The sequence below is a fragment of the Pseudonocardia sp. N23 genome (genome assembly GCF_002583555.1).
Classification (GTDB): Bacteria; Actinomycetota; Actinomycetes; order Mycobacteriales; family Pseudonocardiaceae; genus Pseudonocardia.
This window is the reverse complement of the sequence record NZ_BEGX01000022.1, coordinates 1-16,624: the sequence shown is the minus strand read 5'-3', so window position 1 is coordinate 16,624 and position 16,624 is coordinate 1. Positions and strand designations below refer to the sequence as shown.

General features: G+C 66.4%; 13 protein-coding genes. 12 read left to right on the top strand and 1 reads right to left on the bottom strand.

The genetic code is table 11. The features are described from left to right. Nucleotides 1–89 precede the first annotated feature (89 nt). The 4 genes from tkt to TOK_RS07750 are packed head-to-tail and all read left to right on the top strand — an operon-like array spanning nt 90 to nt 5,222. The gene (gene tkt / locus TOK_RS07765; protein ID WP_172457469.1) at nt 90–2,195 is read left to right on the top strand and encodes a transketolase; all 2,106 of its coding nucleotides are present in this window, start codon (nt 90–92) and stop codon (nt 2,193–2,195) included. A gap of 31 nt (nt 2,196–2,226) precedes the next feature. Further along, the gene (gene hxlB, locus TOK_RS07760) at nt 2,227–2,814 is read left to right on the top strand and encodes a 6-phospho-3-hexuloisomerase (protein ID WP_098957127.1); all 588 of its coding nucleotides are present in this window, start codon (nt 2,227–2,229) and stop codon (nt 2,812–2,814) included. A gap of 47 nt (nt 2,815–2,861) precedes the next feature. Beyond that, entirely contained in the window at nt 2,862–3,803 is a 942-nt protein-coding gene (glpX, locus tag TOK_RS07755) for a class II fructose-bisphosphatase (protein WP_098957129.1), read from the top strand. Between the two features lie 33 nt (nt 3,804–3,836). Next, the gene (locus TOK_RS07750) at nt 3,837–5,222 is read left to right on the top strand and encodes an ATP-dependent 6-phosphofructokinase (RefSeq protein WP_098957126.1); all 1,386 of its coding nucleotides are present in this window, start codon (nt 3,837–3,839) and stop codon (nt 5,220–5,222) included. 824 nt (nt 5,223–6,046) lie between these two features. Here the strand turns inward: TOK_RS07750 and TOK_RS07745 are convergent. After that, the gene (locus tag TOK_RS07745) at nt 6,047–8,269 is read right to left on the bottom strand and encodes a chloride channel protein (protein ID WP_253258246.1); all 2,223 of its coding nucleotides are present in this window, start codon (nt 8,267–8,269) and stop codon (nt 6,047–6,049) included. A gap of 1,053 nt (nt 8,270–9,322) precedes the next feature. Here TOK_RS07745 and TOK_RS07735 point away from each other — a divergent pair. The 8 genes from TOK_RS07735 (at nt 9,323) to TOK_RS07700 (ending at nt 16,456) form a co-directional block, all read left to right on the top strand. Next, nucleotides 9,323–9,772, top strand: coding sequence for an Rrf2 family transcriptional regulator (locus TOK_RS07735; RefSeq protein WP_098957124.1), 450 nt, complete (start codon nt 9,323–9,325; stop codon nt 9,770–9,772). 63 nt (nt 9,773–9,835) lie between these two features. Next, nucleotides 9,836–11,140: an acyl-CoA dehydrogenase family protein gene (locus TOK_RS07730; RefSeq protein WP_098957123.1), complete on the top strand. Its 1,305-nt coding sequence runs from the start codon at nt 9,836–9,838 to the stop codon at nt 11,138–11,140. 53 nt (nt 11,141–11,193) lie between these two features. Further along, a complete protein-coding gene (locus TOK_RS07725; RefSeq protein ID WP_098957122.1) occupies nt 11,194–12,570 on the top strand; it encodes a DNA-binding protein in 1,377 nt (458 codons plus the stop codon). A 366-nt stretch (nt 12,571–12,936) separates the two neighbouring features. Beyond that, nucleotides 12,937–14,259: an acyl-CoA dehydrogenase family protein gene (locus tag TOK_RS07720; RefSeq protein WP_098957121.1), complete on the top strand. Its 1,323-nt coding sequence runs from the start codon at nt 12,937–12,939 to the stop codon at nt 14,257–14,259. A 175-nt stretch (nt 14,260–14,434) separates the two neighbouring features. Further along, complete coding sequence (locus TOK_RS07715) at nt 14,435–14,680, top strand: hexameric tyrosine-coordinated heme protein (protein WP_098957120.1); 246 nt, start codon at nt 14,435–14,437, stop codon at nt 14,678–14,680. 11 nt (nt 14,681–14,691) lie between these two features. Then, complete coding sequence (gene sodN / locus TOK_RS07710; RefSeq protein WP_374754867.1) at nt 14,692–15,087, top strand: superoxide dismutase, Ni; 396 nt, start codon at nt 14,692–14,694, stop codon at nt 15,085–15,087. 125 nt (nt 15,088–15,212) lie between these two features. Then, complete coding sequence (locus TOK_RS07705; RefSeq protein WP_098957118.1) at nt 15,213–15,782, top strand: zinc-binding dehydrogenase; 570 nt, start codon at nt 15,213–15,215, stop codon at nt 15,780–15,782. Further along, nucleotides 15,782–16,456, top strand: coding sequence for an MBL fold metallo-hydrolase (locus tag TOK_RS07700; RefSeq protein ID WP_098957117.1), 675 nt, complete (start codon nt 15,782–15,784; stop codon nt 16,454–16,456). The genes TOK_RS07705 and TOK_RS07700 overlap by 1 nt, the downstream gene beginning before the upstream one ends. Nucleotides 16,457–16,624: the final 168 nt, after the last annotated feature.

The following is a 16,624-nucleotide window of genomic DNA, read 5'->3' as shown; positions in this document are numbered from 1 at the left end:
GCCGCTGACCCCGGCGCCGCGGCGGCCGAGCTCAAGAAGCGCGCCACCCGCTGACCCACCCGTCCGGAAACCTCAGGGAGTGCCCGTCCATGCCACCCCACCAGACTGCTGACGAGCTGGTTCGCCTGACCACCTGGAGCGCCCCCGAGAACTGGTCCGATTTGGACCAACGCGCGGTCGATACCGCGCGGGTGCTGGCCGCAGATGCGGTCGAGCACTGCGGGAGCGGACATCCCGGCACCGCCATGAGCCTCGCACCTGTCGCCTACGCATTGTTCCAGCGCGTCATGCGGCACGACCCCAGCGACGCGAAGTGGCTCGGTCGGGACCGGTTCGTGCTCTCTGCCGGGCATTCAAGCCTCACCCTGTACATCCAGCTGTTCCTCTCGGGTTACGGCCTGGAGCTCGACGACCTGATGGCCCTGCGCCGGTGGGGCTCCCTGACACCGGGCCACCCCGAGTACGGGCATACCGACGGTGTGGAGACCACCACCGGCCCGCTCGGTCAGGGCCTGGCCAACGCGGTCGGGATGGCGATGGCCGCCCGTCGCGAGCGCGGGTTGTTCGACCCGGACGCCGAGCCGGGTCGAAGCGTGTTCGACCACCACATCTACGTGATCGCGTCCGACGGCGACATCGAGGAGGGCGTCACCTCCGAGGCGTCGTCTCTGGCCGGCACGCAGCAGCTGGGCAACCTCACGGTGGTCTACGACAGCAACGAGATCTCGATCGAGGACAACACCCGCATCGCCCTGTCAGAGGACACCGCCAAGCGCTACGAGTCCTACGGCTGGCATGTCGTCACTGTCGACGGTGGCGAGAACGTCACCGCGTTCCTTGCGGCGATCGAGCAGTCCAAGGCCGAGACCACCCGCCCGACGCTGATCGTGCTGCGCACCGTGATTGGCTTCCCGGCGCCGACCGCGATGAACACGGGCAAGGTCCATGGCACCGCGCTGGGAGCCGAGGAGCTCGCCAGGGTCAAGCGCGCGGTCGGCGTCGACCCACAGATGAGCTTCCAGGTCGACGACGACGTCCTGCGCCACACCCGAGCGGTGGCCGAGCGCGGCCGGGCCGACCATGAAAAGTGGCAGCTCGAGTTCGATGCCTGGGCGCAGGCCAACCCGGCGCGCAAGGAGCTGCTGGACCGCCTCGTTGACCGCAACCTACCGGCCGGGTGGGCCGATGGCCTGCCCGCTTGGGAGCCTGCCGACGGAGGGGTCGCGACACGAAAGGCCTCGGCCGCGGTGCTCGCCAAGCTCGGCGAGGTACTTCCCGAACTGTGGGGTGGCTCGGCGGATCTGGCCGAGAGCAACAACACAACGATCAAGGGGGCGGACTCCTTCGGCCCGGCCGACATCTCCACCGAGACCTGGACGGCCCAGCCGTACGGTCGCACGCTGCATTTCGGTATCCGCGAGCACGCGATGGGATCGATTCTCAACGGTATCGCGCTGCACGGCGGCACCAGGCCGTACGGCGGCACCTTCCTCATCTTCAGCGACTACATGCGCCCGGCGGTGCGTCTGGCCGCCCTGATGCGGCTGCCGGTCGTATACGTGTGGACGCACGACTCGATCGGCCTCGGTGAGGACGGTCCGACCCACCAGCCCGTCGAGCAGCTCGCCTCGCTGCGTGCGATCCCCGGCATGTCCGTTGTGCGACCGGCAGACGCGAATGAGACCGCGCACGCCTGGAAGGCCGTGCTGGAGGACACCGGCGGCCCGGCCGGGCTCGCGCTCACCCGCCAGAACGTGCCGACTCTGGAGGGTACGTCCGCTGAGGGGGTCGCCCGCGGGGCGTACGTGCTCGCCGAGGCCTCCTCGGGCAGCCCCGAGGTCGTGCTGGTCGGCACCGGTTCCGAGGTCCAGCTGGCCGTGGAGGCCAGGACCATCCTCGAGGCCGAAGGGATCGCGACCCGGGTCGTGTCGATGCCGTGCGTCGAGTGGTTCGACCGGCAGGAGCGGACCTACCGGGACGCGGTGCTGCCGCCGGCGGTGCGGGCGCGGGTGGTCGTGGAAGCCGGGGTGGCGCAGCCGTGGCACCGATTCGCCGGCGACGCCGGCGAGGTCGTGTCGCTGGAGCACTTCGGTGCCTCGGCGGACTTCACGACCCTGTTCGAAGAGTTCGGTATCACCACCGAGGCCGTGGTCCAGGCGGCACGGCGCAGCCTGGAGTCCGTGCGGCGGGGATGACTCGCCATCATGCTCACGAGAGGGAACTTCGTTGACGCAGTCGACTTCGACCAAGGTTGACCCTGGTCATTTCTCCGACGCCACCCGTGTCGTCATCGGCGAGGTGGACAGGGTGAGTGCTGCGGTCCAGCCCGCAGCCTGGACACAGGCCGGGGCCTTGCTTCTCAGGGCGCCGAAGGTGTTCACCCTCGGTACCGGACGCAGCGGCCTCGCCTTGCAGATGGCCGCGATGCGTTTCATGCACCTCGGGCTCGCGACCCATGTCGTCGGTGAGGTGACCGCTCCCGCGATCGGCTCGGGTGACGTCCTGGTGGCGGCCTCGGGCTCGGGCACCACGGGCCGCGTCGTGCGCGCCGCGCAGACGGCTTGCGACCGGGGTGCGGACGTGATCGCACTGACCACGGCCGCCGACTCTCCGCTGGCCAAGCTGGCGACCGCGGTGCTCATGGTCCCTGCCGCCGACAAGCAGGACTTCGATGGCACCGCTTCCATCCAGTACGCAGGCAGCCTGTTCGAGCAGTCAGTGCTGCTGATCACGGACGCGCTGTTCCACACGCTCTGGCAGGCAGGCGGCAGCGAAGCCCGTGAGCTGTGGCGTCTGCACGCGAACCTCGAGTGACGAAGCGGCTGTCCCCCGTCCGACACACGTCCCCCCAGGAGCCCGAGATGCAGGCCGCCGACATCGGCACGTTGGAAGCAGTGGCGCTGGCTGCCACCCGTCGCGCCGCGGTGGCCAGCTACGCCTGGGTCGGCCGTAACGACCAGAAGGGGGCCGATGCGGCGGCGACCGCGGCCATGCGGGCTGTGCTCGCCGACGCGCCGGGACGGGGAACCGTCGTCATCGGGGAGGGGGAGAAGGACGACGCCCCGATGCTGTTCAACGGCGAGGTGGTCGGCAACGGTCACGGACCCGATTTCGACATCGCCGTCGACCCGCTTGAGGGGACGTCGTTCTGTGCACGGGATCTGCCCGGGGCGCTGGCAACGATCGCGTTCGGCGCAGCTGGCACGCTGTGGTCGCCAGGGCCCGGCTTCTACATGGACAAGATCGTCGTGCCACCGCGCGCGAAGGATGCCATCGATCTCGATGATCCCCCCGAGCGCACCTTGGCCAAGGTTGCCGAGGCACTGGGCAAGAAGGTCAGTGCCTTGCGCGTCGTCATCATGGACAAGCCGAGGCACAAGGAACTGATCGCGCGCGTGCTGCAAGCGGGTGCGGCAGTGCAGACACCAGCGGGGGGCGACGTCGGTGGGAGCCTGGCGGTATTGATGCCAACCCTCGACATCGACCTCCTCCTCGGAGTCGGAGGCACACCTGAGGGCGTGATGACAGCTGCAGCGGTCCGAGCACTCGGCGGCGGCATGGTGGGTCGTCTGGCTCCGCAGCGCGATGAGGAAGCGGACGCCATCCGCGCAGCAGGCATGTCGCTCGACCGCATCTATGACCGCGACGAACTCGTTTCAGGTGAGGCCTTCTTTGTCGCGACCGGGGTCAACGGCGGGCCCCTGCTCGGCCGGCCGCGCACCGTCGGGGACACAACCATCACCGAGTCACTAGTGATCTCCCGAAACGAGATCCGCCACATCACGCACACCACCTTCGACTGACCCCATCGGTTCGAAGAACACCAAGGAGATTCGGTGACGCTGCACCTGGGCGACCTCCGCGTCCGCGCCCTCGGCGAGTGCCTTTACGACTCACCGTTGTCCGAGATGCGCTCCACCAAGCAGACCTCGCCCCACTACGTCGCGGAAGGCGACCGGGTGCTGCTCGAGGACACCGTCTCGATGCTGGCCGAACACGGTCTCCCGTCGGACCGGGCCCCGAGCTTCGAAGCCGCCGGTCCGCGCCGCAAGATCTACTTCGACCCTGCAGAAGTCGTCGCTGGGGTCGTCACCTGCGGGGGTCTGTGCCCCGGCCTCAACAACGTCATCCGTGGACTCGTCCAAGAACTCGCCGTGCACTACGGGGTCAAGCGCATCCTCGGCTTCCGCAACGGCCTCAGGGGACTGACTGCCGAACACCGCGACGACACCGTCGACCTGACGATGGAGACCGTTCGCAACATCCACACCGTCGGCGGAACCATTCTGGGCAGCTCACGCGGCGGACAGGACCCCGACGAGATGGTCGACAGCCTCGTGTTGCGCGGCGTCGGGATGCTGTTCGTCATCGGTGGCGACGGCGGGATGCGGGCCGCGACCGCCATCAGCACCGCGATCCGAGCGCGCGGCCTCACCATCGCCGTCATCGCCGTCCCTAAGACGATCGACAACGACCTGCCCTTCACCGATCAGTCGTTCGGATTCCAGAGCGCGTTCGCGCGAGCGACGGAATTCATCTCGGCGGTTGCGATCGAGGCAGCCGCCACTCCGAACGGCGTCGGAATCGTCAAGCTGATGGGCCGTCACTCTGGCTTCATAGCCAGCTACGCAGCATTGGCTGCCGGCACCGCCGACATCGTTCTGGTCCCTGAGATCCCGTTCACGCTCGGCGGAAAGGACGGTCTACTGGCCCACATCGAGCAGCACGTACGCACCAAGGGCCATGTGGTGATCGTCCTCGCCGAGGGGGCAGGCCAAGATCTTCTAGCCGACCATGGTCTACGACAGCCGGATTGTGGCGCCACTGATGCGTCGGGCAATCTCAAGCTGGGCAACGTCGCGGATGTGCTCAAGGACCGCATCATCGCCCACCTCACGAGGTCCGGCCGGCCTCCCACGATTCGGTACATCGACCCGAGCTACGCGATCCGCAGCGTCGCTGCCAACGCCTACGACAGTGTCTACTGCCTGCGACTGGCTCATGCAGCGGTCCACGCGGCGATGGCCGGTCGCACCGAGGCCGCCGTCGCGCGTTGGCGCCGGCGCTTTGTGCACGTGCCGCTCTCGCTGATGACCAGCCGACGTAACCAGATCGACCCTGACGGGGACATGTGGATGTCCGTGCTCGAAACCACCTGTCAGCCAGCAGAGTTCGGCCTAGCGCGGGAACGCGTCGAGGTCAGCGCGGGTTCTGCCAACTGAGCCAACTGAGCCAGGCCCACTGTCGTCCGGCGCATGGAAGGCGATCAAGATGTGCAGCGAGGCGTTCGAGAGGCGGTCGACGCTCTCGGTCCAGGTAGTCAAGGGCGGGTTCTCGGCTCCACTGAGCGACCTAGTTCTGGATGTCGTGTTCGAGTGCCTGCACGTACTTGTGCATCCATGTGCTGGTCGGAGCCACCGGACCAGCGCTCGGCGCCCCAGGACCAGCGCCTTCTCCGGGGGAGCCTGGTAGGTCCTGACAAAGTCGCGGACCTGGTCGATGAACTGTGGATCGCTGGTTAACCCGGACGTGTCGATCCGGCAGGGCTGGATCTCGAAGGCTTCCAGTTTCGACCGACTTCGGAGCGCGACAGGTTCTCGGCTGCCATCGATGCCCCGCACTGATCGACTGACGGTGCCGTTACCAGCGCGTCGCATCTGTCGGGGCGTGCTCCAGAGTGGTCCCCCAGCCTCGATCTGCTCGGCCGCGCGTACCTCCCGGTAACTGCCGCGATCGCCCAAGAGACTTGGTGGCGGCTTCACCCTGGCCCAAGACTCGGCGCCGCCGGGCATCCTCATCCACAACCCAGCCACACCCTGCGCGGGGCCTGGTCATGCTGGCGACGCCGCCACCAACACCGACCCGTCAAGCCCACTGCCGCGGCCGCGACCGACACACCTGGCGAACTGCGGCTGGGAATGCAAGGAGAACCCGGGCACCCAGGGCCGGCGGGGTGTGCGCTCAGCGCCGAGTGCAGACCCGGTCCCTCCGAGGAGCCGGGAGCGGCAGGAGGACAAGGCACGGAGTCAGGTCGTCCAGCTCGTTGTCATCGCAGGGCCGGTCCGGAATTCGAGGGCCGGCGACGTCGAGTCATAGTCAGCGGTCGCTCCCGGTGGTGTTCCTCGGCGTGTTCGCGCAGGTGCCCGTCGAGAAGCTGTTCGACCGTGATGAGCCCCACGAGTCGGGTCGGGTCCGTGCGGTCGACGACGGGCGCCGCTGCCACCGCCGCCTGCGCGAACCGGGAGGCGATCGTCCGAAGCGTCTCTCCCACTCCGACGACGAGTGGCGGGACGATCATGATCTCGGCGACCGTGGCCGCGCCCTCGGGTGGGTGGCGAAGCAGCCGACGCGGCACGATCCCGAGGAGGGTCCCGCCGTCGTCGATCACGGGGAAGAGCGGTTGCAGCGGTGCGAGCTGGCCGTCGGGCTCGCCGCCGCGGCGCGGCACCTCTGCGCTGAAGACATCGGCAGGGGGCGGCAGCAGGTCAGCGGCGGCGAGGGTCCACGGCCGGGCGTGCATGACCTCGTCGGCGCGCAGCACCTCGAGCGGGTCGACGTCGTACTCGCACGAGAGGTGGTGGCCGCGGCGGGCGATCTTCTCTGTCAGCACCGAGCGCCGGAGCAACAGCGCCGACGTCCCGTACGCGGCGGCTGAGGCGACCAGCAGCGGTAACAGCATGGGCCAAACGTGGGTCAGCTCCAGGGAGAACACGACGCCCGTCAGCGGTGAGCGCATCACCCCGCCGACGACGGCCGCGAGCCCCACGATCGCCCAGAATCCCGGCGCGGCAGCGGGGAATACGTGACCCTCCAAGGCCCCCAACGACGCCCCGATCATGAAAACGGGTGCCAGTACGCCGCCGGATGTGCCGGAGCCGAGCGAGAGCCCCCAGATCAGGCTCTTCACCGTCAGGATGCCGACGATCAGCCCCATGGTGGCGTGCCCACTGAGCAGCTCGCCAATGACGTCGTAGCCGACGCCCAGGGCGCGGGGTTCGATCAGGCCGCCGATCCCGATGATCAGTCCTCCGATCGCGGGCCACCACATCCAGTGGATCGGCAGCCGCGCGAAGGTGTCCTCGGAGATGTAGACCAGCGCGGTGACGGCGACGGCCAGCAGGCCGCCAAGGACACCGGCGACGACGCAGAAGATCGTCGCGAGCGGCGACACGTTCAGGTCTGCGAAGGCGATGGGGAAGATCGGGCCCTCGCCGAGGAGCGGGACCCGTAGCAGGGTGGCCGCTGCAACGGCGGCGACGACGGGCAGGAAGCTGCGTGGGCGCCATTCGAACAGGAGCACCTCGACGGCCAGCAGCACCGACGCCAGTGGTGAGTTGAAGGTGGCGGCCATGCCGGCCGCGGCGCCGGAGACCATGAGCGCCTTGCGTTCGTCGGCCGACAGGTGCAGGTGCTGGGCGAGGATGGAGCCGATCGCGCCGCCGGTCATGATGATCGGTCCCTCGGCGCCGAACGGGCCGCCGGTACCGATGCTCACCGCGGCCGAGATCGGTTTGAGGACGGCCACCCGCGGCTCGACGGTGCTGCGCCGCATCAGGATCGCCTCGATGGCCTCGGGCATGCCGTGGCCGCGGATCTTCTCGGACCCGAAGCGTGCCATCAGGCCGATCACGAGCCCGCCCGCGACCGGCGCGGCCAGCACCAGCCACGCCGGGTGCGGGTCGGAGCCGGGCCCGACCAGCGAGAAGCCGACGGTCTGGAAGAACACCAGGTGCGTGACCAGGCCGATCAGTCGCAGCAGAGCCCAGGCGGCCACAGCGCCGAGCGCGCCGATCGGCATCGCCAGAACGACGATTAGCAAGACCCGCGGAGTGAGGGCGAAGTCACGCAAGCTGCGGTCAACACGCGCCGGATCTGGGATGGCAGACACCGAAGCATCGTCATTAACTGGCGCGGGGTTGCGCAATCGTCGCCGGCGGTCGGCCCCATAGGAAATCGATATCACCCGGTAAGGGGATACGCCAACGTCACGACGCGGCTCCGTCACAACTCCGGGGCTGGCAGTGGGTGGCGCGGTGATATCCTCCTCCAGGAGGCGCCCTGATCGCCGGGGGTCTGCGCGCCACGGCTGTGCCGGCGGCTCAGATCCTATTGCCAGGCCCTGCTCGAAGCTTCGATCAGACTCACTGCTCGCCGGGCGTGACAGCGGAAGCCGATCCCGGGGGCACCTGGCGTACGCCGGCTTGGAAATCCCCCAGGTGGACGGCCTGCTCGCCTCCGGGCCACCCTGTTCACAGCATCTTGCGCTCACCAGAAGCGTGCTCGAGATTCGCTCGCGCCCACGGACAGCGAGGCACGACCATCCTGCTCATCGAGGAGCCACCCATGCCAGCCAGTTCTGAGCAGCCGCTATCGCTGACCGGACGCGCAATAACGCACCTCGCCGCGGCAAAGGAGACCGCAACAGGTTGTCACGTCCAGACCGTTCACCAAGGCAAGGGGCTTCACCAGCTGTTGATCACGCTCCCCGCCAGCCACCGTCTGGGTGAGCACGAGAATCCCGGCGACGCGACGCTCGTAGTTCTGCTGGGGCGCGTCGTCCTCACCAGCTCGGCTGAGTCCACGACCGGACAGGCAGGCGACCTACTGCTCGTCCCCGGCACCCACCACGACCTACGGGCCATCGAGGATTCAATCGTCTTGTTGACGATCGCACGGAGCCATGAGAACCAGGCACATTCTTGATCAAGGAGCCCGCTCGATAACCGGAACCGGCCTCGCCGATTCGAGCCCGCTTCGTCTTCGAGCCGCTTCGTCAGAGCGATCTTCTGATCCCCCTTTGCCCCAGCCGCCTCGGCCGGGCTAGTTGAATCACCACACAAGGAGCCCGCACTGCGGCGCCTTCGTTCTTCGATCCTGCGCAGTCACCGGCCGCGCCGACGAGGGCGGACCGCACGTCGACGACGCCGACTCGGCGATGCCGCGGCGTGTGGAGGCGCTATGACCTCAGGGAACGCCGCTCCGTGCCCGGGAGCACGAGCCCGTCTAGGTGGCTTGGAGCTCCCACCAATCCTTGCTGTGGAAGGAGCGCGCCAGTTCCCCGATGGCAGAACGCACGGGTTGCGTTCTGGGGTCCCCGTCGCGTCGGGGCGGACCGTGGCAGCAGGGCACGGTAAGCGACTCGCTTGTGGTGTCCCCTCGACTGAGATGGTCCCTGGCGAAACGCGATCAGAATCGCATGCTCGCAGGTCAGAGGCTTGCTTGCTCGGAGACGCGATCCAAAGTAGCATCTCGCCCACCGATTCAACGGGCCTCAACTACGCGAGTCCGACGGCCGCCACCACCGAGATCGAGACGAGCGCCGATGCGTCATACACAGCACGCCGACTACGCGCTGCGTGTCTTGATGTACTTGCGTGTGGCGCCGCAACGTCGCGGCTCTATCGCCGACATCGCGGCGGCCCACCGCGTGTCTCGCAACCATCTCGACAAAGTGGTGCAGCGGATGGCAGCAGCTGACCTGGTCCAGACCAGCCGTGGCCGGGGCGGTGGGGTGCAACTCGTCCGGGATCCATCGAGCATCAGCGTCGGCGAGGTGATCCGAGCGATGGAAGACGATTTCGCAGTCGTCGAGTGCCTCGGTGCGGCACGGTTCTGTCAGATCGCGGGCGTATGCGGTGCCCGGAGTGTGTTCGCGCGCGCCATCGACTCCTACTTCGACGTGCTCGACCGCGCGACGATCGAGGACATCGCTGCCAACGATGACGGCCTTCGCGGGGCCTTGGATCTTCGCGGACGGAGCGGTACCTCGTAACCAACGCACAGACCGTGACCCGACGAGGACCGGTGCCAGCCGCACGACGGGAGGGGGAAGTAGATGGCCATTGACTTCGATCTGACCACTCGCCAACGCCGACTCAAATATGAGGTTCGCGAGTTTGCTCGAGAAATTGTGCGCCCCGCTGCCGAGTATGCCGACCGCCTCGTGGATCCACAGCAGGCGTTCTGCGCCATGAAGCCAGCCTTTGAGCAGGCTCAACGAATGGGTCTGACGACTGGATTCCTGCCGGCCAAGTATGGGGGAGGCGGGCAGTCCAATGTTGACCTCCTGATCGCGACCGAGGAGCTGGCAGCCGGTGACGCTGGGTTCGCTACGACGATCCTCATCAACGGATTGGCTCTGCTACCTCTCGCTTGGTTCGGGACAGAGCAGTTGTGCGAGCGATGGATCGGAACTGCGACCGCTGTCGGGCACGAAGATTTCTTGGCTGGCTGGGTCGTCAGTGAGCGTGGCGGTACAGCAAATTTCGACCATCCCAGCCCGCGAGCAGGAATCCAATTGCTTGCCGAGCACGACCCCGGGGCTGGCGAGTACATTATCAACGGCGAGAAGCATTGGTCCGGCAACGCCGGAGGCTGGGACTTGCAGGGGGCCGATGTCAACATTTGCGTGGTACGTACGGACCGCCGAAAAGGCGGTAAAGAAGGTCTTGCAGTGATCGCCGTCGCGCGCGGAGTGGCAGGAATCGAGTATCGTGTAGTCGATAAGCTCGGGCACCGGACATGTCAGAACGTGACCATGACATTTCATGATGTTCGTGTTCCTGAGGAGAACCTATTCGCCAAGGGGGATGGCGATTTTGTCATCAACCGTGCGTTCACGTGGTCTGGTCCGGTCGCGGCGATAGCTGCCCTCGGTGTAGCCCGTGCGGCATATGAGTTCACGCTCAAATGGAGCCGCAGCTACACCGGCGGCGGCTCGACACCGATCATTGATCATCAGGCCGTCGGGCACCTCGTTGCCGACGTCGCCGCTCGAATCGAGGCTGCTCGGTCAATGTGCTGGCGGACGGCGCATTATCTTGACAAGCACGGCGACGCTGGCCACGCGCTTGGGGCGATGAACAAGGTCTACTGCACTGAACTCATGCAGCAGGTCGTCGGCGATTGCATGCGGGTAGTGGGAGTAAATGCACTCGACAAGCGGTTCGGTCTCGAAAAAATGTACCGAGATGCCGTTGGGTTCCCACTATACGACGGCGGCAACGTCGGCATGCAGCGACGTCGAGCATGGGGAGTAATTGCCGACCCTGCTTTCACGGCAGACCTGATCGTTGATGGCGAATTCATCGAGTTCACTAAGTCTATGGAAGGGTACGGCGCAGCCCCAGACACTGCCTAGCGATCGACCGGGGTATTTGACCGAACGGTGGCGCGACGCAAAGGAGCATTGCAGTGCAGAGCAGCACGGTGTCAGGAGTTGATCAGACCGGTGTCGTCATGCGCCCTAGACGCGCCAACACCCTCAGTGCGTGGAAACACTTCATCAACGGAAACGACGAGGCCGCGGAGTCGTTCGTGCCACAGCATATCCTAGATTCGTGGCGCCGATGTCGTGACGTACACAACGTCGACCCGGTGCGTCCGCTGGCGCCGGTCACAGCATCAGCCTGCTCGACCCGCTATCGCGGTGTATATGCCCACCTCGGCGGGATTGCCTCGGCGGTGGCGCGTGAGGTTGGTGATTGCGTCGCCACAGTGACGGACGGCCACGGCCAGATCCTCGCAGTGTGGAGCGATGCCCGACTCCGTCGAGAAGCCAACGACAGCAACCTGGAGCCTGAGTTCTCCTGGACCGAGGCGATCGCTGGGACCAATGGGATGGGAATGGCGCTGATCTTGCAGGGCATCGTCGCCGTCCGAGGTCCGGAACACTGGCGCGCGGACATGCACGATTGGAACTGCCTCGGTGCGGCCGTCACCGATCCGGTCCTGGGTGAGCCCGCCGCGGCGCTGAACATCTCGAGTCGGTCCGAGGAAACGATAACGACGGTCGCGCACCGGCTGCGCGAGGAGCTCGCCGCGGCCCGCGAGCACTTGGCACGCCGGGCAGAACGGGATGCGGCGACGGTGAGGAGGGCATGTGCCAGGGCTGTAGTTCGCGGGTCCAACGTCGTCATTGGACTCGACCTGGCCGGTGCAGTCGTCGCCGGCTGCAATGAGCTCCGACGCCGGAGCGGTGCCGCTGAAGAGCCGTTGCAGGCATTGCGCGCGATGGCGCGGGAGGGACTTGCCGGGGCGACTGCCAATCCTGACTGGCGAACCAACCTCGTGACGGGAGCCCCGCTCCCGCTTGCGGGCGAGTCGTTCGTGATGCAGTTGATCGAAGGCGCAGATGGGCCGGCCGGCTGGATGCTTACCAGGTCGTCGGATCGAGCCGCGATGTCCGCCGCACCCGTCGAGCAGCCTGCAGAGCGAGCAACGCGGGTAGCGGCGGAGGCTGATCGGTGCGTGCTGCTGCTGGCCCCACACGAAATCCGGTTCGCGGAGGCTCAGGGACACGCAGTGTGGCTGGTCACGGACCGCGGCAGGTTGCGCGCGCTAACACGTGGAATCGACAACGTCGAGCGTCAGCTCGCCGTGCATGGCTTCCTCCGAGTACATCGCAGCTTCTTGGTCAATCCGGACCGAGTGCAACGTATCGATCAGAAGGGTAACGGTGTCATCGCCCTGAGCACCGACCCGGGTCGAGCTGAGGACATTCCCGTCTCGCGCCGGAGCATCCCAGCTGTCCGGCAGTTGCTCGGTCTTGACTCGGTTGCCCGGGGGTAGGAGGTGAGTCTGTCGGCCGATTTGTGGAGGGTTGCGTGACCGATGCTGCGAGGGATCACACCACCTCCGTGCAGCGGTTGCCGAACGTGGCCGCCCGCCTTCTGTCGTGGCAGTCCGGGCCGATTCGGAAGGGCCCGCGGCGGAGGCCGGCGACCGGGCTCCGTCATTCGTGACACCACGCCGCTATCCGTTGCGATGACCTTCCACCGTCCCTTGCCAGTTGGCATGCTGCCCAGGTGCTCAGCGGCTCGGCAGTCGGGCCCGGGCACATCCGTCCGAGGCAGGCGGTGGCGTCTGCCTGCTGAGGCATCCCAGCGCTCCCGTCTGGGTCCGCTGTCGAAATTTCGATGAGGGGTTGTTTCAACAATGGCGTTCGACTTCACACTCACCGCCGAGCAGCAAAAGATTCAGGCCGGCGCCCGCGAGTTCGCGCTGGAGGTCCTGGGCCCGATCACGGCAGCCGCAGACGAGGAGCCCGACCCGCTCAAGGGGTTCCAGCTCATGAAGCCTGCCTACGAGGAGGCCGTGAAGCGTGGGATGGCGTACGGGATGATGCCGAAGGAGTACGGCGGCGGGGGACTCAGCAACGTCGACTTTCTGATCGCGGCCGAGGAGATTCAAGCGGTCGACCCGGGATTCGGAACGACCCTTCTCGTCAACGGTCTCGGCCTGATGCCGGTGTGGTACTACGGGACGGAAGACCAGAAGCAGCGCTTCATTACTCGCGCCACGACCGACACCTCGGGCGACTTCATCGTCGGTTACGCCGCCAGCGAGCCGCCTGGATCGCCCGGCGGCACTGCCAACTTCGATGCCCCGGCCGCTGGCGGCGCCGGAATCGCTGTGACGGCCGTCCGCGACGGCAATGAATACATCCTCAACGGGCGCAAGTACTGGCCCTGCAATGTCGCGGGTTGGGACGGGCAGGGCGCCAACCTGAACCTCGTGGTGGTGCGGACCGACACGAATGCAGGTGGCACGTCCGGCCTGTCGGCAGTCATCGTCGAGCGTGGCACCGCCGGGGTCACCTACAACATGATCAGCAGTGCTGGTCAGCGCAGCGCGCAGAACGCGGAGATCATCTTCGACAATGCTCGGATTCCGGCGGAGAATCTGATCGAAGGTACGGCTGGCAATGCGGACTTTTTGATCAACCGCAACTTTGCTTGGTCGGGACCGGTCGCGGGCATCGGCGCCGTCGCTATCGCAAGGTCGGCCTACGAGGCGGCCCTCGACTTTGCGAAGACCTACACCGCGGGCGGCGCGCAGCCCATCATCAACTTCCAGTATCCCGGCTACGTCCTCGGTGACGTCGCGGCCAAGATCGACGCGGCGCGTACGTACTGCTTCAAGACCGCTCACTACTTGGACACACACGGCTACCACGGCGAGCTGATCGGTGCCCAGAACAAGGTCTTCAGCACCGAACTGATGTTCGACTGTGTGTACAAGTGTATGCAGGTCGTCGGCGTCAACTCGCTGGACAAGAAGTACTCCTTCCACCGCTGGCTGCGTGAGGCCGCTGTCTTCCCGCTTTACGATGCGGGCAACTTCGGCATGCAGCGTCGTCGCGTCCACGGTGTGATGGCCGACCCGTCCTTCGACCCCCGAGCGGTGATGAACCACGAGTTCGTCCCGTTCACGAAGGAGATGGAGGGGATCGGGACTGTGCCTGGGCCGACGCGCTGACCCCGCGCCGCTAGGCATTCCAGGCGGGGCGGGTGGGCCTAGCCGCTCCGCTCCGCCTGCCCGCCCCCGCCGCCCGCGATCGCGTGGCCCAGTCCCGGCTGCTCGCCATGGGTCCTCGGCCTAGCAATGCAGAAGTTCTGCGCGATGTGCCGCCTCGAACAAGGAAGGTCGACTGGTGGAACTGATACCAGGCGGATCCCTGAAAACCGCCACACCGCAAGAAGGGCGCGAGCTCGCGTTCAAGATGGCACGACTCGTCATCAAATCAACGCAGCCAAACGCCGAGATCCGCCAACGTCTACGCGACGTGTATGCGAATGATGCTGTGATGCTCTTGCAGGTCGCCCATGTCGTCGCCGCGGAATTTGCCACGGTGGCGGCCGCCAATGACTATTGGCGACACGCCGACGACGAAGAATGAGGGGTTCCTCGATGAAGATCTTCCGCCCGCAGCTCGAGGCCACCGCGCACTGCGACCTCCCCTGCGGCGTCTACGACCCCGCCCAGGCACGGATCGAGGCCGAGTCGGTCAAGGCGATCCAGGAGAAGTACCAGGGCAACGACGACGTCTCCTTCCGCGCCCGCGCCATCGAGATCAAGGAGCAGCGCTCCGACCTCGTCAAGCACCACCTGTGGGTGCTGTGGACCGACTACTTCAAGCCCCCGCACTTCGAGAAGTACCCCGAGCTCCACGAGCTGTTCAACAAGGCCACCAAGGCCGCCGGTGCCTCGGGCACCAAGGGCTCCAACGACCCCAAGACGGGCCAGGAGCTGCTCGACTACATCGCCCAGATCGACAAGATCTTCTGGGAGACCAAAAAGGTCTGAGGGGCGCCGGGGCTCTCGGTGTGGCGTCGGCGGAGATCAGAAGCGCCACGGTGACGCAGGCCCCATGACCGTCGTCCGTCATCGATTTTGGTGGTGGAGGCGTCGCTCAATCGCCGCAGGTCCGCGTGGCGATCGGTTATGACATGGGCGCGTCGGTCGCGATGAACTCCGTCGCGGTCATCGGTGTCGACGACGCCGCCTTCGCCGGCGCGAACCTCGCTGGCGTCACGACGATCATCGCCGGCGACCTGGACCGCGCCAGGCTCGAGAAGGTGAAGGGCTTCGGCACGACCGACACCTTCAACTCTCGTGGGGTCGACCCCTCGAGCGACCAAGGCGCTCCCTGGCGGCCCACGGCGCCGACCCTCGTCATCGACGCCGTGGGCCGCCTGAACCCGCCGAACGGCGTTTACGCCCGCGACCCCGCCAGCACTGCTGTCCTGTTTGGCGTGCCCACCCCTGAGATGGAGTTCGAGGTCCCGATGATCGATATTTTCGGCCGTGGTGGGGCGCGCAGGTGGTCGTGGTACGGCGACGGCCTGCCCTCGCGCGACTCCCCGGCCTACATCGATCAGTGCCCGCAGGGCTGGCTCCCCCTCGACGAGTTCGTGTCTGAGGAGATCAACCTCGACGTAGTCGAGTCGTTCTACAGGATGGAGCGCGACGAGAGCCTGCGCTCGGTGGTGGTGATCTGATGGTGCTTCCTGAAAGCCAGCCCACGGGGCCGATCGACCAAGTCGTGACGTCGGGGACGTTCTCCCTCGATGGGGGTACGTGGGCGGTCATGAACAACGTGTGGATCATCGGTGACGAGAAGGAGGTCATTGTCATTGACGCCTCGCACGATGTGGAGACGATCGCGGAAGGGATCGCGGATCGCCGTGTCGTGGCGGTCATATGCACTCATGGTCACAACGACCATGTCAATCAGGGCCCAGCGCTCGCGGACAGGTTCGACGCACCGATCCTGCTCAACTTGGCCGAGGCGCCTCTGTGGATGATGACGCACCCTGACCGCAAGCCCGATCGAGAGCTATCGGACGGCGACGTATTCCGGGTCGGAGGTATTTCCCTGCGCGCTATTGTTACCCCAGGTCATTCTCCTGGCTCCACCTGCTTGTATGCCCAGGACCTGGGCACCGTCTTCTCCGGCGACACGCTGTTCAAGGGCGGGCCCGGCGTGACCGGACGCTCATTCTCGTCATTCGACTCGATCATTGACTCGATCAGCGACCGACTGTTGACGCTGCCGGGTGACACCGTCGTCCGGACCGGCCACGGTGTGTCGACGACTGTTGGCACTGAACTACCGCACCTCGGGGACTGGATCCTGCGAGGTCGAGGAACGCCGGGCCTGCGGCGAAGGTGAAGCCGCCGCAGGTCCGGATCCACCCCGTCGCGCGCGACAAGTCGGTCATAGCTATTGGGACAAGCCAGAGGGGGCCGCAATGAGGCGGGAGCGATGTGTCCAGCAAGGGTAATCCGGCCGACCGGCGCCGTGCGTTCGAGCTGATCGAGCGGGCGGTGGCCGACCTGG

What these genes read in the sequence shown, in the direction of transcription:
- sodN (WP_374754867.1), top strand. Translation starts at nt 14,692, where the DNA reads ATGAAGATCTTCCGCCCGCAGCTCGAGGCCACCGCGCACTGCGACCTC.
- TOK_RS07730 (WP_098957123.1), top strand. Translation starts at nt 9,836, where the DNA reads ATGGCCATTGACTTCGATCTGACCACTCGCCAACGCCGACTCAAATAT.
- TOK_RS07700 (WP_098957117.1), top strand. Translation starts at nt 15,782, where the DNA reads ATGGTGCTTCCTGAAAGCCAGCCCACGGGGCCGATCGACCAAGTCGTG.
- TOK_RS07735 (WP_098957124.1), top strand. Translation starts at nt 9,323, where the DNA reads ATGCGTCATACACAGCACGCCGACTACGCGCTGCGTGTCTTGATGTAC.
- tkt (WP_172457469.1), top strand. Translation starts at nt 90, where the DNA reads ATGCCACCCCACCAGACTGCTGACGAGCTGGTTCGCCTGACCACCTGG.
- TOK_RS07720 (WP_098957121.1), top strand. Translation starts at nt 12,937, where the DNA reads ATGGCGTTCGACTTCACACTCACCGCCGAGCAGCAAAAGATTCAGGCC.
- glpX (WP_098957129.1), top strand. Translation starts at nt 2,862, where the DNA reads ATGCAGGCCGCCGACATCGGCACGTTGGAAGCAGTGGCGCTGGCTGCC.